At 67.6% G+C, this 21,331-nt stretch carries 22 protein-coding genes; 13 read left to right on the plus strand and 9 right to left on the minus strand.

The window, feature by feature from the left end; translation table 11 throughout:
- Nucleotides 1-3 precede the first annotated feature (3 nt).
- Genes gatB through gatC form a run of 3 tightly spaced genes read right to left on the minus strand, consistent with a single transcriptional unit; the run spans nucleotide 4 to nucleotide 3,234 of the window.
- On the minus strand, nucleotides 4-1,464 hold the full coding sequence (gatB, locus tag ST3T6A_RS0113435; protein ID WP_019833456.1) for an Asp-tRNA(Asn)/Glu-tRNA(Gln) amidotransferase subunit GatB: 1,461 nt from the start codon (nucleotides 1,462-1,464) through the stop codon (nucleotides 4-6).
- A 1-nt stretch (nucleotide 1,465) separates the two neighbouring features.
- Nucleotides 1,466-2,947, minus strand: a complete 1,482-nt coding sequence (gene gatA / locus ST3T6A_RS0113440) for an Asp-tRNA(Asn)/Glu-tRNA(Gln) amidotransferase subunit GatA (protein WP_019833457.1) — start codon at nucleotides 2,945-2,947, stop codon at nucleotides 1,466-1,468.
- Nucleotides 2,947-3,234, minus strand: a complete 288-nt coding sequence (gatC, locus tag ST3T6A_RS0113445) for an Asp-tRNA(Asn)/Glu-tRNA(Gln) amidotransferase subunit GatC (protein WP_019833458.1) — start codon at nucleotides 3,232-3,234, stop codon at nucleotides 2,947-2,949. The genes gatA and gatC overlap by 1 nt, the downstream gene beginning before the upstream one ends.
- Before the next feature lie 122 nt (nucleotides 3,235-3,356).
- On the opposite strand from gatC, the gene ruvX reads away from it, so the two are divergent.
- Genes ruvX through ST3T6A_RS0113460 form a run of 3 tightly spaced genes read left to right on the plus strand, consistent with a single transcriptional unit; the run spans nucleotide 3,357 to nucleotide 6,090 of the window.
- Nucleotides 3,357-3,818 carry a Holliday junction resolvase RuvX gene (gene ruvX / locus ST3T6A_RS0113450; protein WP_019833459.1) on the plus strand — a complete coding sequence of 154 codons (462 nt, stop codon included), beginning with the start codon at nucleotides 3,357-3,359 and terminating at the stop codon, nucleotides 3,816-3,818.
- A gap of 32 nt (nucleotides 3,819-3,850) precedes the next feature.
- On the plus strand, nucleotides 3,851-4,843 hold the full coding sequence (locus ST3T6A_RS0113455; protein WP_019833460.1) for an aspartate carbamoyltransferase catalytic subunit: 993 nt from the start codon (nucleotides 3,851-3,853) through the stop codon (nucleotides 4,841-4,843).
- Nucleotides 4,840-6,090, plus strand: a complete 1,251-nt coding sequence (locus ST3T6A_RS0113460; RefSeq protein ID WP_019833461.1) for a dihydroorotase — start codon at nucleotides 4,840-4,842, stop codon at nucleotides 6,088-6,090. Before ST3T6A_RS0113455 ends, ST3T6A_RS0113460 begins: the two co-directional genes overlap by 4 nt.
- Nucleotides 6,091-6,115: 25 nt before the next feature.
- On the opposite strand, the gene ST3T6A_RS0113465 is transcribed toward ST3T6A_RS0113460, so the two are convergent.
- The 3 genes from ST3T6A_RS0113465 to ST3T6A_RS0113475 are packed head-to-tail and all read right to left on the minus strand — an operon-like array spanning nucleotide 6,116 to nucleotide 8,805.
- Nucleotides 6,116-7,495: an SPOR domain-containing protein gene (locus ST3T6A_RS0113465; protein ID WP_019833462.1), complete on the minus strand. Its 1,380-nt coding sequence runs from the start codon at nucleotides 7,493-7,495 to the stop codon at nucleotides 6,116-6,118.
- Nucleotides 7,496-7,510: 15 nt separating this feature from the next.
- Nucleotides 7,511-8,077: a hypothetical protein gene (locus ST3T6A_RS0113470; protein WP_019833463.1), complete on the minus strand. Its 567-nt coding sequence runs from the start codon at nucleotides 8,075-8,077 to the stop codon at nucleotides 7,511-7,513.
- An 11-nt stretch (nucleotides 8,078-8,088) separates the two neighbouring features.
- The gene (locus ST3T6A_RS0113475; protein WP_019833464.1) at nucleotides 8,089-8,805 is read right to left on the minus strand and encodes a ParA family protein; all 717 of its coding nucleotides are present in this window, start codon (nucleotides 8,803-8,805) and stop codon (nucleotides 8,089-8,091) included.
- 150 nt (nucleotides 8,806-8,955) lie between these two features.
- On the opposite strand from ST3T6A_RS0113475, the gene ST3T6A_RS0113480 reads away from it, so the two are divergent.
- Nucleotides 8,956-9,927, plus strand: a complete 972-nt coding sequence (locus ST3T6A_RS0113480) for an SPOR domain-containing protein (RefSeq protein WP_019833465.1) — start codon at nucleotides 8,956-8,958, stop codon at nucleotides 9,925-9,927.
- On the opposite strand, the gene serB is transcribed toward ST3T6A_RS0113480, so the two are convergent.
- Nucleotides 9,924-10,799: a phosphoserine phosphatase SerB gene (gene serB / locus ST3T6A_RS0113485; RefSeq protein WP_019833466.1), complete on the minus strand. Its 876-nt coding sequence runs from the start codon at nucleotides 10,797-10,799 to the stop codon at nucleotides 9,924-9,926. The two genes, ST3T6A_RS0113480 and serB, sit on opposite strands and share 4 nt — an antisense overlap.
- Between serB and miaA the strand changes: the two genes are divergently transcribed.
- From miaA to ST3T6A_RS0113520, 7 genes are all read left to right on the plus strand, one after another.
- Nucleotides 10,798-11,739 (plus strand): tRNA (adenosine(37)-N6)-dimethylallyltransferase MiaA, encoded by a 942-nt coding sequence (miaA, locus tag ST3T6A_RS0113490; protein WP_019833467.1) that lies wholly within the window; start codon nucleotides 10,798-10,800, stop codon nucleotides 11,737-11,739. The genes serB and miaA overlap by 2 nt on opposite strands.
- Nucleotides 11,740-11,805: 66 nt before the next feature.
- Nucleotides 11,806-13,557, plus strand: coding sequence for an acetolactate synthase 3 large subunit (locus ST3T6A_RS0113495; protein WP_019833468.1), 1,752 nt, complete (start codon nucleotides 11,806-11,808; stop codon nucleotides 13,555-13,557).
- Nucleotides 13,557-13,892, plus strand: a complete 336-nt coding sequence (locus ST3T6A_RS20190; RefSeq protein ID WP_019833469.1) for a hypothetical protein — start codon at nucleotides 13,557-13,559, stop codon at nucleotides 13,890-13,892. Before ST3T6A_RS0113495 ends, ST3T6A_RS20190 begins: the two co-directional genes overlap by 1 nt.
- Nucleotides 13,893-13,897: 5 nt before the next feature.
- Complete coding sequence (ilvN, locus tag ST3T6A_RS0113505) at nucleotides 13,898-14,413, plus strand: acetolactate synthase small subunit (protein ID WP_019833470.1); 516 nt, start codon at nucleotides 13,898-13,900, stop codon at nucleotides 14,411-14,413.
- Between the two features lie 112 nt (nucleotides 14,414-14,525).
- Nucleotides 14,526-15,545 (plus strand): ketol-acid reductoisomerase, encoded by a 1,020-nt coding sequence (gene ilvC, locus ST3T6A_RS0113510; protein WP_019833471.1) that lies wholly within the window; start codon nucleotides 14,526-14,528, stop codon nucleotides 15,543-15,545.
- Between the two features lie 80 nt (nucleotides 15,546-15,625).
- Nucleotides 15,626-16,252 carry a YceI family protein gene (locus tag ST3T6A_RS0113515; RefSeq protein ID WP_019833472.1) on the plus strand — a complete coding sequence of 209 codons (627 nt, stop codon included), beginning with the start codon at nucleotides 15,626-15,628 and terminating at the stop codon, nucleotides 16,250-16,252.
- Nucleotides 16,253-16,536: 284 nt separating this feature from the next.
- Nucleotides 16,537-18,075: a 2-isopropylmalate synthase gene (locus ST3T6A_RS0113520; RefSeq protein WP_019833473.1), complete on the plus strand. Its 1,539-nt coding sequence runs from the start codon at nucleotides 16,537-16,539 to the stop codon at nucleotides 18,073-18,075.
- Nucleotides 18,076-18,169: 94 nt separating this feature from the next.
- Here the strand turns inward: ST3T6A_RS0113520 and ST3T6A_RS0113525 are convergent, their stop codons facing one another.
- Entirely contained in the window at nucleotides 18,170-18,487 is a 318-nt protein-coding gene (locus ST3T6A_RS0113525) for a glycine zipper 2TM domain-containing protein (RefSeq protein WP_019833474.1), read from the minus strand.
- A 195-nt stretch (nucleotides 18,488-18,682) separates the two neighbouring features.
- Between ST3T6A_RS0113525 and ST3T6A_RS0113530 the strand changes: the two genes are divergently transcribed.
- Together ST3T6A_RS0113530 and ST3T6A_RS20890 are read left to right on the plus strand one after the other, a co-directional pair.
- Nucleotides 18,683-18,991, plus strand: a complete 309-nt coding sequence (locus ST3T6A_RS0113530; RefSeq protein WP_019833475.1) for a zinc ribbon domain-containing protein YjdM — start codon at nucleotides 18,683-18,685, stop codon at nucleotides 18,989-18,991.
- Nucleotides 18,992-19,078: 87 nt separating this feature from the next.
- Entirely contained in the window at nucleotides 19,079-19,528 is a 450-nt protein-coding gene (locus ST3T6A_RS20890) for a hypothetical protein (RefSeq protein WP_157602845.1), read from the plus strand.
- A 39-nt stretch (nucleotides 19,529-19,567) separates the two neighbouring features.
- Here the strand turns inward: ST3T6A_RS20890 and ettA are convergent, their stop codons facing one another.
- Nucleotides 19,568-21,247: an energy-dependent translational throttle protein EttA gene (ettA, locus tag ST3T6A_RS0113540; RefSeq protein ID WP_019833477.1), complete on the minus strand. Its 1,680-nt coding sequence runs from the start codon at nucleotides 21,245-21,247 to the stop codon at nucleotides 19,568-19,570.
- Between the last annotated feature and the right edge of the window lie 84 nt (nucleotides 21,248-21,331).

The raw sequence follows: 21,331 nt of genomic DNA on the forward strand, positions 1-21,331 counted from the left end.
CCGTCAGGCGTCGAGCGCCTTCTTCAGCAGATCGTTGACGACCGCCGGATTGGCCTTGCCCGCCATCGCGCGCATCGTCTGGCCGACGAAGAAGCCGAACAGCTTGTCCTTGCCGCTGCGATATTCGGCCACCTTGTCGGGGTTGGCCTCCATCACCTTGGCGATTTCCGCCTCGATCGCGCCGGTGTCGCTGGTCTGCTTGAGGCCACGCTCCTCGACGATCACGCCGGCATCCTGCCCGGTTTCGAGCATCACCTCGAACACCTGCTTGGCGAGGCTGCCCGACAGCGTGCCGTCCTGAACGAGGCCAACCAGCTCGGCCGCCTGCTTCGGGCTGACCGGGCTCTCGGTGATCGTCTTCCCGAGACGGTTGAGCGCGCCGAACAGCTCGGACATCACCCAGTTGGACGCCGCCTTGGGCTGCGCACCCTCGGCCAGCATCGCCTCGAACCAGCGCGCCGTCTCGACGTCGGCGGTCAGCACGTCGGCGTTGTAGGCCGAGATGCCGAGCACCTCCTCGTAGCGCTTGCGCTTGGCGTCCGGCAGTTCCGGCAGCGAGGCGCGCGCTTCCTCGAGGAACGCATCGTCCAGCTCCAGCGGGAGCAGGTCCGGGTCCGGGAAGTAGCGGTAATCGTGCGCGTCTTCCTTCGAGCGCATCGAGCGGGTGACGCCCTTGTCCGGATCGAACAGGCGGGTTTCCTGCACGACGGTGCCGCCATCCTCGATCAGATCGACCTGACGGCGCGCCTCGAACTCGATGGCCGCCATCACGAAGCGGATCGAGTTGACGTTCTTCGTCTCGGTGCGCGTGCCGAAAGGCTCGCCGGGCTTGCGGACCGACACGTTGACGTCGGCGCGCATGGAGCCCTGCTCCATATTGCCGTCGCACGAGCCGACATAGCGTAGGATCGATCGCAGCTTCTTGACGTAAGCCCCTGCTTCCGCGGGCGAACGCATGTCCGGCCGCGACACGATCTCCATCAGCGCCACGCCCGAGCGATTGAGGTCGACATAGGAGCGCGTCGGGTGCTGATCGTGCATCAGCTTGCCGGCGTCCTGCTCGACATGGATGCGCTCGATGCCGATCACCTTGGGTTCGGCACCCTCGGGCTCGATCTCGATCGAACCTTCACCCACAAGCGGATGATAAAGCTGCGAAATCTGATAGCCCTGCGGCAGATCGGCGTAGAAATAATTCTTGCGATCGAACCGCGACCATTTGTTGATCTCGGCATTGATCGCCATGCCGGTGCGCACCGCCTGGCGGATGCACTCCTTATTCGGCACGGGCAACATGCCGGGCATGGCCGCGTCGATGAGGCTGACCTGCGTGTTGGGCTCGGCCCCGAACGCGGTCGCCGCGCCGGAGAAGAGCTTGGATTCCGACGTGACCTGCGCGTGTACTTCGAGGCCGATCACGACCTCCCACTCGCCGGTGCCGCCCTGGATGCGATAGCTGCTCATCTTACCACCACTTTCCCGGGCGAGCGGTGAAGCCGGCCCGTTCCTCGATCGCGAGGCTGGCGTTCAAAACGCCCTGTTCGTCCAAAGCCTTGCCGATGATCTGGAGACCCAGCGGCAACCCCTGCGCGTCGAGCCCGGCCGGGACCGACATCGCGGGCAGACCCGCGAGCGACGACGGCACGGTGAAGACGTCGTTCAGATACATGGCGATCGGATCGGCCGACTTCTCGCCCAGCGCAAACGCCGCGGACGGCGCCGTCGGGGTGAGCAGCAGGTCGCACTTCTCCCAGGCCTGGTCGAAGTCGCGGGCGATCAGCGCGCGGACCTTCTGCGCCTTGGTGTAATAGGCGTCGTAGAAGCCCGCCGAGAGCACATAGGTGCCGATCATGATGCGGCGCTTCACCTCGGCACCGAAGCCGTCGGCGCGGGTGGCGGCGTACATCTCCTGAAGGTTCGCACCCTCGGGCAGATCGCGCAGGCCGTAGCGCACGCCGTCATAGCGCGCGAGGTTGGAGGAGGCCTCCGCCGGCGCGATGATGTAGTAGGTCGGCAGCGCGTACTTGGTGTGCGGCAGCGAGACCTCGACGATCTCGGCGCCCGCGTCCTTCACGAACTGGATGCCCTGCTGCCACAGCGCCTCGATCTCGGGGGGCATGTTGTCGACCCGATACTCCTTGGGAATGCCGATCCGCTTGCCCTTGAGATCGCCCGATAATCCCTTTTCCCACTGAGGGACGTCGAGATCGAGCGAGGTGGCATCCTTGGGATCGAAGCCCGACATCGCTTCGAGCATGATCGCGCAGTCGCGCACGTCGCGCGCCATCGGCCCGGCCTGATCGAGCGAGGAAGCGAACGCCACCACGCCCCAGCGCGAGCAGCGGCCATAGGTCGGCTTGATGCCCGAGATGCCGGTGAAAGCGGCCGGCTGGCGGATCGAGCCGCCGGTGTCGGTGCCGGTGACGCCCGGAGCCATCCGCGCGGCCACCGCCGTCGACGAACCACCCGATGAACCACCCGGCGCAAGCGCGGCATTGCCGCCGTCGTTGCGTCGCCACGGCGAGATCACGTTGCCGAACGCAGAGGTCTCGTTGGACGAACCCATGGCGAACTGGTCCATGTTGAGCTTGCCCAGCATGCCCGCGCCCGCACCGAACAGCTTCGACGTGATCGTCGACTCATATTCCGGCTTGAAGCCCTTGAGGATGGCGCTCGCGGCCGTCGTCTCGACGCCCTTGGTCGCGAACAGATCCTTGATGCCGAGCGGCACGCCCGAGAGCGGCAGCAGCTCGCCCTGCGTGCGGGCGCGGTCGGCGGCCTCGGCGGCGGCGATGGCGTGCTCGGGCGTCTCGACGAGCCAGGCGTTCAGCGCACGGCCCTGCTCGACGGAGGCGATGAAGCTGTCCGCCACTTCGCGCGCGGAGAAAGTGCCGGCGGCCACGCCGTCGCGGATGGCGGCGATGCCGAGATCAGTGAGGTCAGTCATTATTCGATCACCTTCGGCACGGCGAAGAAGCCGTGTTCGGCCTGGGGCGCGTTCTTGAGGACGGCATCGCGGATGCCGCCGTCGGTCACGACGTCGTCGCGCAGGCGCAGATGGTTGGGGATGACGGCGGCGAGCGGCTCGACGCCGTCGGTATCGACCTCGCCGAGTTGCTCGATCCAGCCGAGGATATTGTTGAGCTCGGGCACCAGCGCCTCGGCTTCCGCCTCGCTCGTGGCGATGCGGGCGAGGCCGGCGATCTTTCGGACTGTGGCCAGGTCGACGGACATGGGAACCTTTGTGGCGGTGATGAGAGTGTGTATTTCCTACACACTTGGCGGCTAGCACCCACCCCGCCCGGCATCAAGCACCCGTCCTTGCGAATACGGCCTCCCGCCCCTAATCCCGCTCGATGATCACCGCCTCCGCCCTCGACTATCGCGACCAACTTCCCGAAGGCGGACGGCTCGCCGGCCTCGACGTCGGCACCAAGACGATCGGCCTCGCCTTCTGCGACGCGATGTGGACCATCGCCACCCCCGCCGAGACGATCCGCCGCGTGAAGTTCAGCGTCGACCTCGCGGTGCTGCGCCAGCACGTCCAGACGCAGACGATTCGCGGCCTCGTGCTCGGCCTGCCGCTCAACATGGACGGCACCGACAGCCCCCGCACGCAGGCCGTCCGCGCCTTCGCCCGCAATCTCGCTCCGCTGGAGCTGCCGATCCTGCTCTGGGACGAGCGCTGGTCCACCGCCGCCGTCACGCGCACGCTGCTCGACGCCGACACCTCCCGCGCGCGCCGCGCCGAGGTGGTCGACAAGATGGCCGCCGCCTACATCCTCCAAGGCGCGATCGACGCCATGGCCGGGGTCTAGCTTGTCACGTTCGGACGGCGCGACTAGAGCGCATGTTCATGTCCGACGCGCCCACCGAATTCGCTCTTCCCGACGGCGTGCATCCCTTTCCCCATCGCCATCTGACCGGCATCGCCGGACTCCAGCCTTGGGAAATCGGCTTCCTCCTCGACGAGGCCGAGCAGTGGATCGCGCTCAACCGCAACACCAGCAAGCATGACAGCCGGCTGGCGGGCCTCACCCAGATCAACGCTTTCTTCGAGAACTCGACGCGCACGCTGCTGAGCTTCGAGATCGCCGGCAAGCGCCTCGGCGCCGACGTGGTCAACATGCACGCCGCGCAATCGAGCGTGAAGAAGGGCGAGACGCTGATCGACACCGCCGTGACGCTGAACGCGATGCGGCCGGACGTGATCGTGATCCGCCATGACGCCAGCGGCGCTGTCGGCCTGATCGCCGACAAGGTGGACTGCCCCGTCCTCAACGCCGGTGACGGCCGCCACGAGCATCCGACGCAGGCGCTGCTCGACGCGCTCACCATCCGCCGCCGCGTGGGGCGGATCAACGGCACGGTCGTGGTGATCTGCGGTGATGTGCTGCACAGCCGGGTTGCGCGCTCGAACATCATCCTGCTCGGCACGCTCGGCGCGGAAGTCCGCGTGGTCGCGCCGCCGACGCTGCTGCCCTCCGCGATCGAGCGGATGGGCGCGATCCCCTACACCGATTTCGATGCCGCTCTTGAGGGCGCCGAGGTGGTGATGATGCTCCGCCTCCAGCTCGAGCGGATGGACGGGGCGTTCGTCCCCTCGCCCCGCGAATATCATCATTTCTACGGGCTCACCCGCGAGCGGCTCGGCCGCGCGGCACCGGGCGCCCTTGTCATGCATCCGGGGCCCATGAACCGCGGCATCGAAATCACCAGCGACATCGCCGACGACTTCGAGCGCTCGGCCATCACCGAGCAGGTCGAGATGGGCGTCGCCGTCCGCATGGCCTGCCTCGACGTGCTGACCCGCGCGCGACGCGGCGTGGAGGGCTGGGCATGAGCCAGACCGAAAAGGGCACGCTCGCGATCCGCAACGGCCGGATCGTCGATCCGGTCGCGGGCACGATCACCGAAGGCGGGATGCTGATCCGCAACGGCGTGATCGAGGCCTATGGCGACATCGAGCATGGCCTCTTCCGCCGATCGGACGTGGTGGCGGACGCCAAGGGCGCGCTGATCGCGCCGGGCATTATCGACGTCGGCGCGTTCGCGATCGATCCGGCGGCGGCGACGGCGGGTGGCATCACGACCAGCCTGCTGATGCCCGACCAGTCGCCCCCGCTCGACAATCCGGCGCTGATCCGACAGGCAGCCTCCTTCCCGAGCGATGCCGTCTCGATCGTGCCCATCGCCGCCGCGACGCGCGGGCTCGAAGGGCGCGAGATGGCCGAGATCGGCCTGATGCAGCGCGCCGGCGCCGTTGCGGTGTCGACCGGGCGGGGCTGGATCGCCGATTCCGGGCTGATGTATCGCCTTCTCGCCTATGCTTCGGCTTTCGATCTGATCGTCATGACCCACGCCGAGGATGATGGCCTCACCAAGGGCGCGGCCGCCACCGACGGCGAGATGGCGAGCCGCCTCGGCCTCCCCTCTGCCCCGGCGATCGCGGAAGCCATGGCGGTCGCTCGCGACATCGCGCTCGCCGAAGAGACGGGCGCCCGTCTCCACTTCCGCCAGCTCTCGACGGCGCGGGCGTTCGATCTCGTCCGCGCGGCCAAGCGGCGCGGCGTCAGGGTGACGTGCGGGGTCACGCCCGCGCATCTGCTGCTCTCGGATCAGGGGATCGGTCCGTTCCGCACCTTCGCGCGCCTGTCCCCCCCGCTTCGCTCGGAGGACGACCGCAAGGCGTCGATCGAAGCCGTGCGCGACGGGACGGTGGACCTACTCTGCTCCGCCCACGATCCGCGCGGACCGGAGGCGAAGCGCCTCCCCTATGCCTCGGCCGAACCGGGCATGGCGGGCGCGGAGACGCTGCTCACCCTCTCGCTGACGCTGGTGAAGGACGGGGTGGTCAGCCTGCCCCGCCTGTTCGAGCTGGTCTCGACCGCACCGGCGCGTCTGTTCGGGCTCGACGCCGGCCGGATCACGCCCGGCGCTCCCGCCGACCTCATCCTCGTCGATGAGGACATGCCTTGGAAGATCTCGGCGGAGGCGCTGGCGGGCCGGGCCGGCAACACCCCATTCGACGGTCTCCCCGTGCAGGGCCGGGTGCTGAAGACGATCAAGGGCGGCCAGCCGCTAGGCTGACCGCCCTCGACGCTTCCTTGTCGGATCAGCGCGAGGCGATCTGCACGCGCTGGTCGCGTCGCGTCCACTGGAGCGGCGAATCCCCCGCCACCTGGCGCACGAAGCACTGGCCGCCGCGCGCATGGATATGCTCGCAGAGCTGCACTGCGTCGCCACGGTTGGCGAAGCCCGAGACGGAGAGGCGAACCAGCGATCCGCCCGCGAAGCTGAACTCGGCGCGGGTCGGCTCATAACCGGCGAGCTTGGGCATCAGGCGCGATGCCCGCTCCCACGCCGCCTGCATCGTCGCCGCCTTGGAATAGGCGCCGAGCTGCACGACATAGCCGCCGCTCCGAAGAGCGCGGGCCGGCGCCGGCACGGAGACGACCTGTCGGACCAGCATCGGGCGCGCGCGCAGCAACGGCGGCGGTGCGGGCATCGCCTCCTTGGTGGACTGCTGCGCCACCAGCACGGCGGTCGCGGCCGGGGCATCGGCGTGGAGATTGGCCGGGGTCAGGTCGACAAACGGCACCGTCACCGGATTCGGCGCGAGATGGGAAACGGCCGGCATCGTGATCCCGGCGGAACCCGCCATGGCCACGGGGGTCGGCGCCGGCGCGGCCTCCGGAGCGGGTGCGGCGACCGCCAGCGCGACGGGCTTCTCGGCCGGCGCGGGCGTGGCGAGCGCCAGCTCGGTCGGCAGGCCGGGGTCCGACGCGGGCTCGACGCCCAGCATCGCGGCGACCTGCTGCGGCGCGCCGGTCTGCGGCTTCGCCAGCTCCGCCCAGCCGGCGATCTGCGCGCTGAGGCGATCGGGCGAGGTATCCTGCATCGCCATGGCGCGCGATTCCGCCCAGCGCCCGGCCAGCGCCAGCGCCAGCGCGAGGTTCTGCCGCGTCCGCGCGTCGGACTTGCCGCCGCGCACCACGTCGGTCAGCACGCGGATGCCGCTCTCCCGATCTCCGGCCATGGCGAGCGCGAGGCCAAGATCGGTGCCCGACACACCGCCATCGAGCCCGCGCAGCATGGCGAGCGCCTCCGGACCATTGCCCTGCGCGATCATCGCCAGCGCGAGATCGAAGCGCGCCTTGGGCTGATCGGGCGACAGCGAGAGCGAATCGCGGAAGCTCGTCGCCGCCGAGGCGAAGCGGCCAGCCGCCAGATAGGACTGGCCGAGCAGCATCCGGTAAGACGCATCGCCGGGCTGTGCGGCCACGGCCTTCTCGGCGGCATCGACGGCGGCCGACCCCTTATGCGCGGCCAGCGCGGCACGCGCCTTCGCCGCCGCGCGCGAGGCAGTGTCCGCCCCGCCGGCATCAGCCAGCGCGGTCGGGTGGGCCATCTGCGCGGTCGGCGCGCAGCCGACGGTGGCGATGCCGAGCATCAGCGACGTCGCCGCGATCCGGCTGAGCATCTTGCGGTTCATCAAATCCTCGTCCGCTCAGTCCTGTCGCGCCGCGGTGGCGTCAGCGCCGGTGTGGGGAAGGCTCGCCGCCATCCGCGCGACCTCCGGCAGATCGTCGAGCAGCCGATCCAGCGCGGCGGTGACGAGCTGCTGCGCCGACCGGTTCTCGACCGCGCAGGCAAGACGCAGCCGGAGATGACGTTCGGCATCGAGACGCAACGTGAAAGCCGCCTTGCGACCGGTCGCCCGATCGATCTTCGCAACGGGAGCCATCTTGACGGCACGCGGCGCGCGGCGGGCCGGCGGCGTCTTCGCCAGCGGCTCCGGAGCGGGCTCGGCGAACTCGCGCGCGATCTCCTCCTGCTGGCGAACCACCTCGGGCACCTCGACATTGGCCGCGCGCGGCGTAGCCGACGGGCCTGAGAGGCTCACCGGCAGACGCGGGCCAGTGTTGCGCGGCGCATCATAGCCCATGTCGTTCCAGCCGAGATCCTCGGTCGAGACACCCTGACCGAAGCCCTGCGGGCGCATCGCCGGGCGAGCCTGCCCCTTGCGCGCCAGAAGGCCCGAAGTGAGCGAAGCGAAAGCTTTGTTCTCGCGCATCCCGATAATCCTTACTGGCCAATCACGCGGCGGCCGAAGCCACCGGTGGAACGCGGCGCGACAGCGGCCATGCCGACGCCGGGCGTGGCGAACACCGTCCGACGGAAATTCTTTTCGAGACGATCGGAGACATAGGCCCAGAGCTGCACGATCTCGGCGGCCGAACGCCCCTTGGGGTCGACCTCCATCACGGTGCGGCCGTCGATCATCGAAGCGGCGAAATCGGTGCGGTGGTGCACGGTGATCGGTGCGACAGTGCCATGCTGGGAGAGCGCGATCGCGGCCTCCTGCGTGATCCGCGCCTTGGGCGTGGCGGCGTTGACGATGAACAGGAGCGGCTTGCCCGAACGCTCGCAGAGATCGACCGTGGCGCCGACGGCACGCAGATCGTGCGGGCTGGGGCGCGTGGGGATGACGATCAGCTCGGCGACCTGGATGACGCTCTGGATCGCCATGGTGATCGCGGGGGGCGTATCGATGATCGCGAGCTTGAAGCCCTGCTGGCGCAGCACTTCGAGATCGGCCGAGAGGCGCGCCACCGTCGTCTGGGCGAAGGCGGGCATCTCGGCTTCTCGCTCGTTCCACCAGTCGGCGAGCGAACCCTGCGGATCGATGTCGATGAGGACGACGGGGCCGGCGCCGGCAAGCTGCGCCTGGACGGCGAGATGGCCGGAGAGCGTGGTCTTGCCCGATCCGCCCTTTTGCGATGCCAATGCGAGAACGCGCATGCTCAGCCCTTCGACGATGGGATAATGCTCTAAAGTCCCACGCCGGCTGCTAAAAAGGGGTTAACGCCCGGTATGAGGCCGCATACCCATCCTTAACGCCCCGTGATCCACAGCGTTGGGGCAAGGCAGACCGGCTGGAGACCGAAGATCATGCGAACCCCGGCGGCCGTGATGCTGGCCCTCTCGATCGGCACGCCGGCAGCAGCAGCGAGCGTCAAGGACGGCGTGGACGCCTGGCAGCATGGGCGGTTCACCGATGCCGTGGCGGTCTGGCAGCCGCTGGCGAAGGCCGGAGACGCGGATGCGGCATTCGACCTCGGGCAGGCCTATAAGCTCGGGCGCGGCGTGCCGGCCGATCTGGCCAAGGCGCGGGAGCTGTTCCGGCAGGGTGCGAAGGCGGGCCATGCCGAGAGCGCGGCCAATTACGGGCTGCTCCTCTTCCAGAACAACCAGTGCGCCGCCGCCATGCCGTGGATCATGCAGGCCAGCGAGGCGGGCGATCCGCGCGCGCAATATGTCTACGCGACCGCGCTCTTCAACGGCGACTTCGTGCCGCGCAACTGGCCCAAGGCCTATGCGCTGATGTCCCGCGCGGCGGCGGCCGGGCTCCCGCAGGCGACCACCAACCTCGCCATCATCGACGAGACGATCAGCGAGGACGAGCGCCGCAAGGGCATCGGCATGGCGCAGCAGATCGCCAGCCTGCCGCTCCCGCCGATCAATCGGAGCCTCATCACGAGCCTGCCGACACAAGGGCTGGCCTCTTCGAGCCTCGACACGCCGCCGACGCCCGCTCTCGTAGCGCGCTCCACACCGACGCTTGCCCGGCCGAGTCCACCGCCGCATCCCGCGCCGAGACCCGCCGTTCCGGCACTGCCCGCATCCATCGGGGGCCGCTGGCAGGTGCAACTCGGCGCTTATGGTTCGGAAGCCGGCGCGAAAGCGGCATGGGCCGGCCTTCACGACAAGGCGGCCAGCCTGCGCAGGCTTTCTCCCAGCTACGAGAAGGCAGGCGCCCTCACGCGCCTCCGCGTCGGCCCGCTGGCCGATCGCGCGGCCACCGAGCAGGCGTGCGCCGCCGCGCGCGCCGCCGGAGCCGCCTGCTTCGCGATCGCTCCCTAGGCTTCCACCCAGCGGGCGCGGGGATAGCCTTGCGCCCAGAGCAGCGCCGTCAGGTCTCCCTTGTCGATCCGCGCGGCGGCGGCGGCGGCTGTCTTCGGCTTGGCATGATAGGCGACGCCGAGGCCTGCCGCCCGGATCATGGGAATGTCGTTCGCGCCATCGCCCACCGCCATGGTCGCGGCGACATCGAGGCCGAGCGCCGCGCGCTCCGCCTCGATCGTGGCGAGCTTGGTCGCCGCATCGACGATCGGGCGCGCGACGAGTCCATCCAGCCGGCCGTCGAGGATGCCCAGCCGGTTGGCGATCGCCACGTCGAAGCCGATCTCCGCCGCCACCGGCTCCGCGAACACCGTGAAGCCGCCCGAGACGAGCACGCTGCGCGCGCCATGCGCCTTCATCGTGCGGATGAGCGCCACAGCGCCCGGCATGATCTTCACCCGCTCCAGACGACAGCGATCGATCGCCGCTGCGTCGAGATTCTTGAGTAGCGCCACGCGGGCGTCGAGTGCCTCGCCGAAGTCCAGCTCGCCCCGCATCGCCGCTTCGGTGACGGCCGCGATCTCGGCCTTGATGCCGGCATAGTCGGCCAGTTCGTCGATGCACTCGATGGTGATCATCGTCGAATCCATGTCGGCGACGAGCAGCTTCTTGGCGCGCGCCTGGCTCGGCTGGACCACGACGTCGGGGCCGAGCCCCTCCAGCGCCGCCCGCGCCGCGACCGGATCACCGGTGAAGGCGATGTCCGCCGCGTCGCCCTCGTCGAGCCATGCCCAGTCGCCCGGAACGACGCCTGCGCCGTCCAGCGCATCACGCGCCTTCGAAATATCGCCGCGCTGAAGCGCGCCCGCTGCTATCAGCGTCGCCGTGAACATGAAGTCTCCTTCTGACCTGCCGCCGCTGGCGCTCATCGCAGGGCCGACCGCGAGCGGCAAGAGCGCGCTCGCGCTCGCGCTCGCCGAACGGATCGGCGGCACCATCGTCAACGCCGACGCCAGCCAGGTCTATCGCGACCTGCGCGTCGTCACCGCCCGCCCCCCCGCCGAGGAGGAAGCCCGTGCGCCGCACCGCCTGTTCGGCCATGTCGATGCGGGCGTGGCCCACAATGTCGCGCTCTGGGCCGAGGAAGCGAAGGCCGCCATCGCGGAAGTCCATGCCAGCGGGGGCACGCCGATCCTCGTCGGCGGAACGGGGCTCTACATCCGCACGCTGCTCGACGGCATCGCACCGGTGCCCGACATCGATCCGACCGTCCGCGCCGAGGTTCGCGCGCTCGACGTGGCCGACGCCCATGTCGCCCTCTCCCGCGAGGACGCATCCGCCGCCGAACGCCTGCGCCCCAGCGACACCACCCGCGTCGCCCGCGCGCTGGAGGTGGTGCGTTCGACCGGCCGGCCGCTCGCCGACTGGCAGCAGGAGAAGAGCGGCGGCATCGGCGATACGGTCCGTCTCTCGCCCCTGCTCCTCGTGCCGGACAGCGACTGGCTCGCCGCCCGCATCAACGCGCGCTTCGTCGCGATGCTGGAGGACGGCGCGGTCGAGGAAGTGGAGGCGCTCATCGCCCGCCATCTCGATCCCGCCCTCCCCGCGATGCGCGCCATCGGCGTGCCCGAGATCGCCGCATGGCTGGCAGGCGGAATGGACCGGAACGCCATGATCGGCCGCGCGCAGGCCGCCAGCCGCCAGTATGCCAAGCGCCAGCGCACCTGGTTCCGGCACCAGCCTCCGGCAGAATGGAAGCGAGAACGACAATTTTATGACTCTTCAGGCATCAATATAGCAACATCATTTCTTGTTGATGGGTTGACACGCTAGTTTGTTACCTTTAGCTCCGCCGCTCCCGGCCACCCTCAGAGCATGGGACGTTGAAGGGCTAGTGTGATGGCGAGTGAGAAGAGCGGCGCGGACATCCTGGTTGAGGCACTGACCGACCTCGGGGTCGAGGTCGTGTTCGGCTATCCGGGCGGCGCGGTGCTTCCGATCTATGACGCGATCTTCAAGCAGAAGAAGATTCGCCATGTGCTCGTCCGTCAGGAAGGCGGCGCAGCGCATGCGGCGGAGGGCTATGCCCGCTCCACCGGCAAGCCGGGCGTCGTTCTGGTCACGTCCGGTCCGGGCGCGACCAACGTGGTCACCGGGCTGGCCGATGCGCTGCTGGATTCGATCCCGATCGTCGTCATCACCGGACAGGTCCCGACGCATCTGATCGGCACGGACGCCTTCCAGGAAGCGGACACGGTCGGCATCACGCGCCACTGCACCAAGCATAATTATCTGGTGAAGGACCCGGCCAAGCTCGGCGCGGTCGTCCATGAGGCGTTCCATATCGCGACCTCGGGCCGCCCCGGCCCGGTCGTGATCGACCTCCCCAAGGACGTCCAGATCGCCAGCGCGACCTACACGGCGCCGACCGCCCCGCTCCAGCACCAGACCTATCGTCCGCAGGTGAAGCCCGAGCCGACGGCGATCGAAACGGCGGTCGAGATGCTGGCGGCGGCCGAGCGGCCGATCCTCTACACCGGCGGCGGCATCATCAATGCCGGCCCGGAGGCCTCCCAAGCGCTGCGCACCTTGCAGGCGATGACCGGCGCGCCCGTCACCTCGACGCTGATGGGCCTCGGCGCCTTCCCGGCAAGCGACGGGGCGTGGCTTGGGATGCTGGGCATGCACGGCACCTACGAAGCCAATATGGCGATGAACAAGGCCGACCTGATCGTCTGCCTCGGCGCCCGCTTCGACGATCGCGTCACCGGGCGGCTGGATGCCTTCTCGCCTGAATCCAAGAAAATCCACGTCGATATCGATCGCTCGTCGATCAACAAGAATGTCCGGGTCGACCTCCCGATCGTGGGCGACGTCGGCCAGGCCATGGCCGACATGATCGCGGTGTGGAACGCCCGCGGCCATCAGCGCGTCGATCTCACCGAATGGTGGTCGCGGATCGACGGCTGGCGCGCGCGCAAGTCGCTGGCCTTCCCGGCATCCGACCATGAGATCATGCCGCAACAGGCGATCCGCCGCCTGTGGGAGCTGTCGCACCATCGCGACCCGATCATCACCACCGAAGTCGGCCAGCATCAGATGTGGGCAGCCCAGCATTTCCACTTCGAGCGGCCGAACCGCTGGCTGACCTCGGGTGGCCTCGGCACGATGGGCTACGGTCTGCCCGCCGCGATCGGGGCGCAACTCGGCGCGCCGGACCGGCTGGTGATCGACATCGCGGGCGAAGCCTCGATCCTGATGAACATCCAGGAGATGTCGACGGCGGCGCAGTATCGCCTGCCGGTCAAGATCTTCATCCTCAACAACCAGTATATGGGCATGGTCCGCCAGTGGCAGGAGCTGACCTACTCGTCCCGCTATTCGGAGAGCTATTCGGAGGCGCTGCCCGATTTCGTGAAGCTGGCCGAAGCCTATGGCTGGACGGGCCTGCGCATCGAGAAGCCCGGCGACCTGGATGACGGCATCGCCCGGATGCTTGACACCAACGGCCCCGTGATGGTCGACTGCCGCGTGGCGCAATTGGTGAACTGCTTCCCGATGATCCCGAGCGGCGCAGCACATACCGACATGCTCCTCCATTCGGAGGAAGTGACCGGCGAAGCGAGCGACGAGGCGAAGGCCCTCGTCTGATGCCGCGCACGCGCCTGATGATCCATGTCGCCGAGCCCTTCGACTTCGCGCGCCTGAACGGCGGCGGGAGCGACCTGCTCGGATGGACCGCACAGGCGAGCCCGGCCTTCTCGGACTGGGTGGTCCATCTCGATCGCCCCGCCGTGGTCGGCGAGGAGGAGTTCGACAAGGTGAAGATATCCTCCCGCTACGCCGGAGAAACCGTCTCCAAGCTGCTGGAAGGGTTCGGATTCACCGCGATCAACATCTGCTACCCGCGTCGCGACGAGGATGGGCGGACCTATTGGCATTTCGGCATGGTGGGCAACGTCCTGCTGGCCCCCGAAGGACAGTGAATTCCATGCATATCAAGGAAGAAGCCGCCGAGCGGCACACGCTGTCGATCGTCGTCGACAATGAGGCGGGCATCCTCGCGCGGATCGCGGGCATGTTCACCGCGCGCGGCTACAACATCGCCAGCCTCACCGTCGCGGACATCACCGAGGACCATAAGGTCAGCCGGATCACGATCGTCACTTACGGTCCTCCGGAGGTGATCGACCAGATCATGGCGCAGCTCGACCGCCTTGTGCCCGTCCACCGCGTGACCGACCTCACCGATCTCGGCCCCCATGTCGAGCGCGAGCTGGCGCTGGTGAAGGTCGCCGGCACGGGGGATCATCGCATCGAGGCGCTGCGGCTGGCCGAGGTCTATCGCGCCCGCGTGGTAGACTCGACGATTTCGAGCTTCGTCTTCGAAGTCACGGGAAACCCGGATAAAATCGACAAATTCTGCGAGCTGATGCGGGAAGTGGGCCTCGTAGAGGTAGCCCGCACCGGCGTCGCCGCCATCGCCCGCGGACGAGAGGCCGCCTGACAGCTTAAGCCACCTATTTCGCCATCCCGGACCGGGATTTGGTGAAGGCATCGGATGCCTCACCGGATGTCAGCAAACGCTGCCATGGCCCTGATCACGAAAGGGAAGATTGATGCGCGTCTATTACGATTCCGATGCTGACACCGGCCTGATCAAGACCAAGAAGGTCGCCATCGTCGGCTATGGCAGCCAGGGCCATGCCCATGCCCAGAACCTCCGGGATTCGGGCGTCGGCGAAGTCGTGATCGCGCTTCGTCCCGGCTCGGCCTCGGCCAAGAAGGCGGAAGGTGCGGGCTTCCGCGTGATGGCGACCAAGGATGCCGCCGCCTGGGCCGACATCGTCATGATCCTCGCCCCCGACGAGCATCAGGCCGCGATCTGGGACGCCGACATCAAGGATCATATCCGCGACGGCGCCGCGCTCGCCTTCGCGCACGGCCTCAACATCCACTTCAACCTGATCGAGGCCAAGCCCGGCATCGACGTGTTCATGATCGCGCCCAAGGGCCCCGGCCACACCGTGCGCTCCGAATATGTGCGCGGCGGCGGCGTTCCCTGCCTCATCGCGGTGGCGCAGGACGCGTCGGGCAACGCGCATGACGTCGCGCTCTCCTATGCGAGCGCGGTCGGCGGCGGTCGCTCGGGCATCATCGAGACGACCTTCAAGGAAGAGTGCGAAACCGATCTGTTCGGCGAGCAGGCGGTGCTCTGCGGCGGCCTGACCCATCTGATCCAGGCCGGCTTCGAGACGCTGGTCGAGGCCGGCTACGCGCCGGAAATGGCCTATTTCGAGTGTCTTCACGAGGTGAAGCTGATCGTCGACCTGATGTATGAGGGCGGCATCGCCAACATGCGCTATTCGATCAGCAACACCGCCGAATATGGCGACATCACCACTGGCCCGCGCATCATCACCGATGAGACCAAGGCCGAGATGAAGCGCGTCCTCGCCGACATCCAGGGCGGCCGCTTCGTGAAGAACTTCGTGCTCGACAACCGCGCCGGCCAGCCGGAGCTGAAGGCCAGCCGCAAGCTCGCCGCCGAGCATCCGATCGAGCAGGTCGGCACCAAGCTGCGCGCGATGATGCCGTGGATCGGCGCGGGCAAGCTGGTGGACAAGGAGCGCAACTAAGCCCCCTTTCCCGCCTCCGGTTTGACAGGAACGGGCCGGCGCGCCAGCGTCGCGCCCGTTCCGTCTTTCGGAGTTGCATCATGCGTGTCTCGCCCGTTCTCCTCTCCCTGCTGATCGCCGCCGCACCGGCCGCAGCCCAAGCCCCCGCCCAGATGCCCAAGGCACCTCCGGGCTCGCCCGATACCGCCCGCATCGTCGCGGGCAATTATGCGATCGAACCGAACCACACGCAGGTGATGTTCGCACTCGATCACCTCGGCTTCTCGGTGTTCCGGGGCTTCTTCTCGGGCGTCTCGGGGACGCTCAGCCTCAATCCCGCGCGGGTGACCGACGCCAAGCTCTCCGTCACCGTGCCGATCGCCTCGATCTTCACGACCAGCCCGGCGCTCAACAAGGAACTCGTCGAACCCGACTGGTTCGACGCCGCGCAGTTCCCGACCGCCACCTTCGTCTCGACCAAGATCACGCCCGGCCCGAACAACATGGCGCTGATCGATGGCAACCTCACGCTCCACGGACAGACCCACCCCGCCACCATCCAGGCGCGCTTCCATGGGGCCGGCAAGAGCATGATGGGCAAGGGCACGGCGATCGGCTTCGACGGCCGCCTTGCGCTCAGCCGCAGCTCCTACGGGCTGGGCAAGGGCGTGCCGCTGGTGTCCGATCATGTCGAGCTGACCATCGCCGCCGCCTTCGAGCAGCAGTAACAGATGTTATTTCCTGTCGCGGTGGCGCGCCATCGCGACAGGAAAAAGCCGATCGGTCGACATTTCCACCGAGAAATTGCTGGACAGCCCCGGCCTCATAGGTCAGTTGGGGCGCATGATCGCGGCCACCCGCCTCCTTCTGCTTCGACTTACGCGCCCTTAGGCGCGTCGTTTCCGCGTGGGCCGAAGCTGCCCGCGCCGCCGCCTAAGGGGATCATCGCCGCCCGGCAGAACGGGCAGACGAAGAAGGCAACGCCTCCAGCGAGGCGTCCGGAGTGGCAGACATGACCGATACGATCCTGATTTTCGACACCACCCTGCGCGACGGCGAACAATCGCCCGGCTGCTCGATGAACCTCGAAGAGAAGCTGAAGGTAGCATCCCAGCTCGAAGCGATGGGCGTCGACATCATCGAGGCCGGCTTCGCCATCGCCTCGGAAGGCGATTTCGAGGCCGTCCGCGAGGTCGCCAAGCACGCCGACCGCGCCGTGATCGCCAGCCTCGCCCGCGCGGCGGACGCCGACATCGATCGCGCCGGCGAGGCCGTGCGGCACGCCCGCCGCCCGCGCATCCACACCTTCATCGCGACCTCGCCGCTGCACATGAAGGTGAAGCTCAACAAGTCGCCCGAGGAAGTGCTCGCCGCGATCGAGCGTTCGGTCAGCCGCGCGCGCAATCTCTGCGAGGATGTCGAATGGTCGGCGGAGGACGCCACCCGCTCCGACCCGGACTTTCTGGCCCACGCCATCGAGATCGCGATCAAGGCCGGCGCCACCACGATCAACCTGCCCGACACGGTGGGTTACGCCACGCCCGAGACGTACGGCGCGATGTTCCGCGACATGATCGAGCGCGTGCCGAACGCGGACAAGGCGATCTTCTCGACGCACTGCCACAACGATCTCGGCCTCGCCGTCGCCAACACGCTGGCGGCGGTGATGGGCGGCGCGCGTCAGGTGGAATCGACCATCAACGGCATCGGCGAGCGCGCCGGCAACGCCGCGGTCGAAGAGATCGCGATGGCCATCAAGGTCCGCCACGACGTGATGCCCTTCCGCACCAACGTCGTCTCGACTGAGATCACCCGGTCGAGCCGCCTTGTCTCGGCGGTGACGGGCTTTCAGGTCCAGCCCAACAAGGCGATCGTCGGCGCCAACGCCTTCGCGCACGAGAGCGGCATCCATCAGGACGGGATGCTGAAGGATTCGTCCACCTACGAGATCATGACGCCGGAGAGTGTCGGCGTCGCGACGTCCAACCTCGTGATGGGCAAGCACTCCGGCCGCGCGGCGTTCCGCTCGAAGCTGGAGCAGCTCGGCTATGAACTGGGCGACAACGGCTTCCAGGACGCCTTCATCCGCTTCAAGGCGCTGGCCGATGCCAAGAAGGCGGTGTTCGACGAGGACATCATCGCGCTCGTCGACGACGAGGTGCTGCGCGGGCACGACCATATCCAGGTGAAGGATGTGGAGATCCATTGCGGCACCGGCCCGGCGCGCGCGATCATCACGCTGGAGATCGACGGCATCGACAGGACCGCCGCGACCCGCGGCAACGGCCCGGTCGACGCGCTCTTCAACGCGATCCGCGAACTGGTGCCGCATGAGAAGTCGGTGATGGACCGCTATGAGGTCCACGCCGTCACCGGAGGTACGGACGCGCAGGCCGAAGTCTCGGTCGTGCTCGCGGAGGATGGCCGCACCACGCGCGGCACCGGCGCGCATCACGACACGATGGTGGCGAGCGTGCGCGCCTATGTGAACGCGCTCAACAAGCTGATGGTGAAGCGCGGCAAGCACGCGCCGGACGCCGTCGCCGGCTGATGTGAAAACGCCGGCGCCGCCTCCTGGGCGACGCCGGCGTCTCCCCGCTCAGGAAGATCGCGGCCGGAGGAGTGGCCGCAATCTCCCCGCACGCTCAGCAGCGATGCGAGCCGTTGCGCGCGATCGAATTGCCGACCAGCGCGCCGCCACCGGCGCCCAGCACGGTGCCCAGCGTCTTGTCGCCACGGCCGGCGACGGCATTGCCCAGCAGGCCACCCGCGACGCCGCCGATGATCGCGCCGCCCGTGCCGTCGTTGCGGCAACGGCGATCATAATAACCGCCATGATGGCCGTGGCGGCCATAGCCACGATGATCGTAGCGGCCATGATCGTGATAATGCGCGTCCGCCGGCATCGCGGCGATGGCGCCGACGGCCGCGAGCGCGACGGCGAGTACGGACTTCCTGAACATCGGAACCTCCCTTGTATCTGGACGAGCCGTCCTATGGCGGCTCCTGCTTGGCATGATCCTGAACCGATCCGTCAGCCCCGGTTCAGGGTCGCGGCGAGGAAGGATCGTGGCAAGGATTCGGTATCTCGTGGCGCCACCGGCCGCGAGCGCCTATAGCGCCGGGACAGACCATTCCTCCAATTCCGGGATCTTTCGATGACCGATCAGGGTGACGACGACTATATCTACGACGAGGCCAGCGGCGAATGGGTCAGCCGCGCCGAAATGGCGACTTCCACGGCGCCGGAAGGTGTCGAGGTTCGCGACGCGGTGGGCAATCTGCTCGCCGACGGCGATCAGGTGACGCTCATCAAGGATCTCAAGGTCAAGGGCACGAGCCAGACGCTGAAGCGGGGCACGCTCATCAAGTCGATCCGGCTGACCGGCGACGAGCAGGAAATCGATTGCCGCTTCGAGGGGATCAAGGGTCTGGTGCTGCGCGCGGAATTTGTCCGCAAACGCTGAGCTTCACTGGAATGGAACGCGGCCGGGTGCATTTCGTTCGATAGGCGGACGTGGCCCTTGAGGCCCTGCCATAGCGGAGATGATCCGATGACCCGCGTTCCACTTGCATTGCTCTCCGGCGGCGCGCTGTTCGCTGCCGCGGCGAGCCTGATGGCTCCTGCCCTCGCCCAGACCGATCCTCACCAGCCGGCCAATGACGGCTCCGCCGCTGCCTCGCAGACGGTGCCGCCGGGCTCCGTCGCACCGGGGGTCGATCCCGGCACCACCACGGCCAATGCCGGCGTCAACGCCAGCATCCAGTCGGTCCATGCCCAGAATGCCGCGAACCGGGCGGCTTATGATGCCGATATGAACGCCTATGACGCCGCGATGCGGGCGCATGGCCGCGCGGTCGCGCGTCAGGATGCGCATTATGCGCACCAGCAGCGCGCTTATGCCGATGCGATGGAGGCCTGGCGCATCCAGGATGCGGCCTGCCGTCGCGGCAAGACCAAGGCCTGCAAGGCGCCCGCGCCCGATCCGGCCGATTATTACTAAGGATGGCGGAGGGGCGGCGCCGGGCCGCCCCTCATACAATCAGCGGGTGAGCTTCTTGTAGGCGCCCGCGCCCGGACGATCGGCCGCATCGCCGAGGCGGCGGCGCTTGTCTTCCTCGTAGCTCTCGAAGTTGCCCTCGAACCACTCCACATGGCCCTCGCCCTCGAAAGCGAGGATGTGGGTCGCGAGACGATCGAGGAAGAAGCGATCGTGGCTGATGACCACGGCGCAGCCCGCGAAATTCTCGATCGCCTCTTCGAGTGCGCCGAGCGTTTCGACGTCGAGGTCGTTGGTCGGCTCGTCGAGCAGCAGGACGTTGCCGCCGCGCTTCAGCATCTTGGCCATGTGGACGCGATTGCGTTCACCGCCCGAGAGCTTGCCGACATTCTTCTGCTGGTCCTGGCCCTTGAAGTTAAACGCGCCGACATAAGCGCGCGTCGACATGTCGTGGCCGTTGACCTTCACATAATCGAGCCCGTCCGAGATTTCCTCCCAGACATTGTGCTTGGGATCGAGATGATCGCGGCTCTGGTCGACATAGCCGAGGCGGACGGTCGAGCCCATCTCGATCGTGCCGGTGTCGGGCGTTTCCTGACCGGTGATGATCTTGAACAGGGTCGACTTGCCGGCGCCGTTGGGGCCGATCACGCCGACGATGCCGCCGGCCGGGAGCGTGAAGGTCAGGTCCTCGAACAGCTTCTTCTCGCCGAAGCTCTTCGAGATGCCGGCGACCTCGATCACCTTGCCGCCGAGACGCTCGGGCACCTGGATAACGATCTGGGCCTTGCCGGGCGCGCGGTTCTGCTGCGCCTCAACGAGCTGGTCGAACTTGGCGATACGCGCCTTCGACTTGGTCTGGCGGCCCTTCGGACCCTGACGGATCCATTCGAGCTCGTCCTTGATCGCCTTCTGGCGACCGCTCTCCTCGCGATCCTCCTGCTCGAGGCGCTTGGCCTTCTTGTCGAGATAGGTGGAGTAATTGCCCTCGTACGGGAAATACTTGCCGCGATCGAGCTCGAGGATCCAGTCGACCACGTTATCGAGGAAATAGCGGTCGTGGGTGATCATCAGCACCGCGCCCGCATATTCCTTGAGGTGGTTTTCCAGCCACTGGACGCTCTCGGCGTCGAGGTGGTTGGTAGGCTCGTCGAGCAGCAGGATGGACGGCTTCTGGATCAGCAGGCGGGTGAGCGCGATGCGGCGCTTCTCACCGCCCGAAAGGCTCTCCACCGACCAGTCACCCGGCGGGCAGCACAGCGCCTCCATGGCGATCTCGAGCTGGTTGTCGAGCGTCCAGCCATCGACCGCGTCGATCTTCTCCTGGAGGTGGCCCATCTCCTCCATCAGCGCGTCGAAATCGGTGTCGTCCTTGGGATCGCCCATCTCGGCCGAGATCGCGTTGAAGCGATCGATCATGTCGGCAACGTCGCGCGCGCCGTCCTTGACGTTCTCGAGCACGTTCTTCGAAGGATCGAGCTGCGGCTCCTGCGCGAGATAGCCGACCGTGACATTCTCACCCGGCCAGGCCTCGCCCGAAAATTCGGTGTCGATGCCGGCCATGATCTTGATGAGCGTCGACTTGCCGGCGCCGTTGGGGCCGACGATGCCGATCTTGGCGCCGTGGTAGAATTGCAGGTTGATGTTGCTCAGCACCGGCTTCGCGGCGCCGGGGAAGGACTTCGTCATGTTCTTCATGACATAGGCGTACTGGCCGGCCATGCGGATGCTCGCTCGTCTGAGGGGGGTTCAAAGTGTTCGGAATTTGCCGGGCTTATCTAACGTCGTATGCCCGAAAAGCAACGG

Origin of the sequence: Sphingomonas sp. PR090111-T3T-6A (assembly GCF_000383095.1) — a bacterium.
GTDB lineage: Bacteria > Pseudomonadota > Alphaproteobacteria > Sphingomonadales > Sphingomonadaceae > Solisphingomonas.

Excerpts from the sequence above, each read along its gene's own strand:
- gatB (WP_019833456.1), bottom strand. The coding sequence starts at position 1,464 with ATGAGCAGCTATCGCATCCAGGGCGGCACCGGCGAGTGGGAGGTCGTG.
- gatA (WP_019833457.1), bottom strand. The coding sequence starts at position 2,947 with ATGACTGACCTCACTGATCTCGGCATCGCCGCCATCCGCGACGGCGTG.
- gatC (WP_019833458.1), bottom strand. The coding sequence starts at position 3,234 with ATGTCCGTCGACCTGGCCACAGTCCGAAAGATCGCCGGCCTCGCCCGC.
- ruvX (WP_019833459.1), top strand. The coding sequence starts at position 3,357 with ATGATCACCGCCTCCGCCCTCGACTATCGCGACCAACTTCCCGAAGGC.
- ST3T6A_RS0113455 (WP_019833460.1), top strand. The coding sequence starts at position 3,851 with ATGTTCATGTCCGACGCGCCCACCGAATTCGCTCTTCCCGACGGCGTG.
- ST3T6A_RS0113460 (WP_019833461.1), top strand. The coding sequence starts at position 4,840 with ATGAGCCAGACCGAAAAGGGCACGCTCGCGATCCGCAACGGCCGGATC.
- ST3T6A_RS0113465 (WP_019833462.1), bottom strand. The coding sequence starts at position 7,495 with ATGAACCGCAAGATGCTCAGCCGGATCGCGGCGACGTCGCTGATGCTC.
- ST3T6A_RS0113470 (WP_019833463.1), bottom strand. The coding sequence starts at position 8,077 with ATGCGCGAGAACAAAGCTTTCGCTTCGCTCACTTCGGGCCTTCTGGCG.
- ST3T6A_RS0113475 (WP_019833464.1), bottom strand. The coding sequence starts at position 8,805 with ATGCGCGTTCTCGCATTGGCATCGCAAAAGGGCGGATCGGGCAAGACC.
- ST3T6A_RS0113480 (WP_019833465.1), top strand. The coding sequence starts at position 8,956 with ATGCGAACCCCGGCGGCCGTGATGCTGGCCCTCTCGATCGGCACGCCG.
- miaA (WP_019833467.1), top strand. The coding sequence starts at position 10,798 with ATGAAGTCTCCTTCTGACCTGCCGCCGCTGGCGCTCATCGCAGGGCCG.
- serB (WP_019833466.1), bottom strand. The coding sequence starts at position 10,799 with ATGTTCACGGCGACGCTGATAGCAGCGGGCGCGCTTCAGCGCGGCGAT.
- ST3T6A_RS0113495 (WP_019833468.1), top strand. The coding sequence starts at position 11,806 with ATGGCGAGTGAGAAGAGCGGCGCGGACATCCTGGTTGAGGCACTGACC.
- ST3T6A_RS20190 (WP_019833469.1), top strand. The coding sequence starts at position 13,557 with ATGCCGCGCACGCGCCTGATGATCCATGTCGCCGAGCCCTTCGACTTC.
- ilvN (WP_019833470.1), top strand. The coding sequence starts at position 13,898 with ATGCATATCAAGGAAGAAGCCGCCGAGCGGCACACGCTGTCGATCGTC.
- ilvC (WP_019833471.1), top strand. The coding sequence starts at position 14,526 with ATGCGCGTCTATTACGATTCCGATGCTGACACCGGCCTGATCAAGACC.
- ST3T6A_RS0113515 (WP_019833472.1), top strand. The coding sequence starts at position 15,626 with ATGCGTGTCTCGCCCGTTCTCCTCTCCCTGCTGATCGCCGCCGCACCG.
- ST3T6A_RS0113520 (WP_019833473.1), top strand. The coding sequence starts at position 16,537 with ATGACCGATACGATCCTGATTTTCGACACCACCCTGCGCGACGGCGAA.
- ST3T6A_RS0113525 (WP_019833474.1), bottom strand. The coding sequence starts at position 18,487 with ATGTTCAGGAAGTCCGTACTCGCCGTCGCGCTCGCGGCCGTCGGCGCC.
- ST3T6A_RS0113530 (WP_019833475.1), top strand. The coding sequence starts at position 18,683 with ATGACCGATCAGGGTGACGACGACTATATCTACGACGAGGCCAGCGGC.
- ST3T6A_RS20890 (WP_157602845.1), top strand. The coding sequence starts at position 19,079 with ATGACCCGCGTTCCACTTGCATTGCTCTCCGGCGGCGCGCTGTTCGCT.
- ettA (WP_019833477.1), bottom strand. The coding sequence starts at position 21,247 with ATGGCCGGCCAGTACGCCTATGTCATGAAGAACATGACGAAGTCCTTC.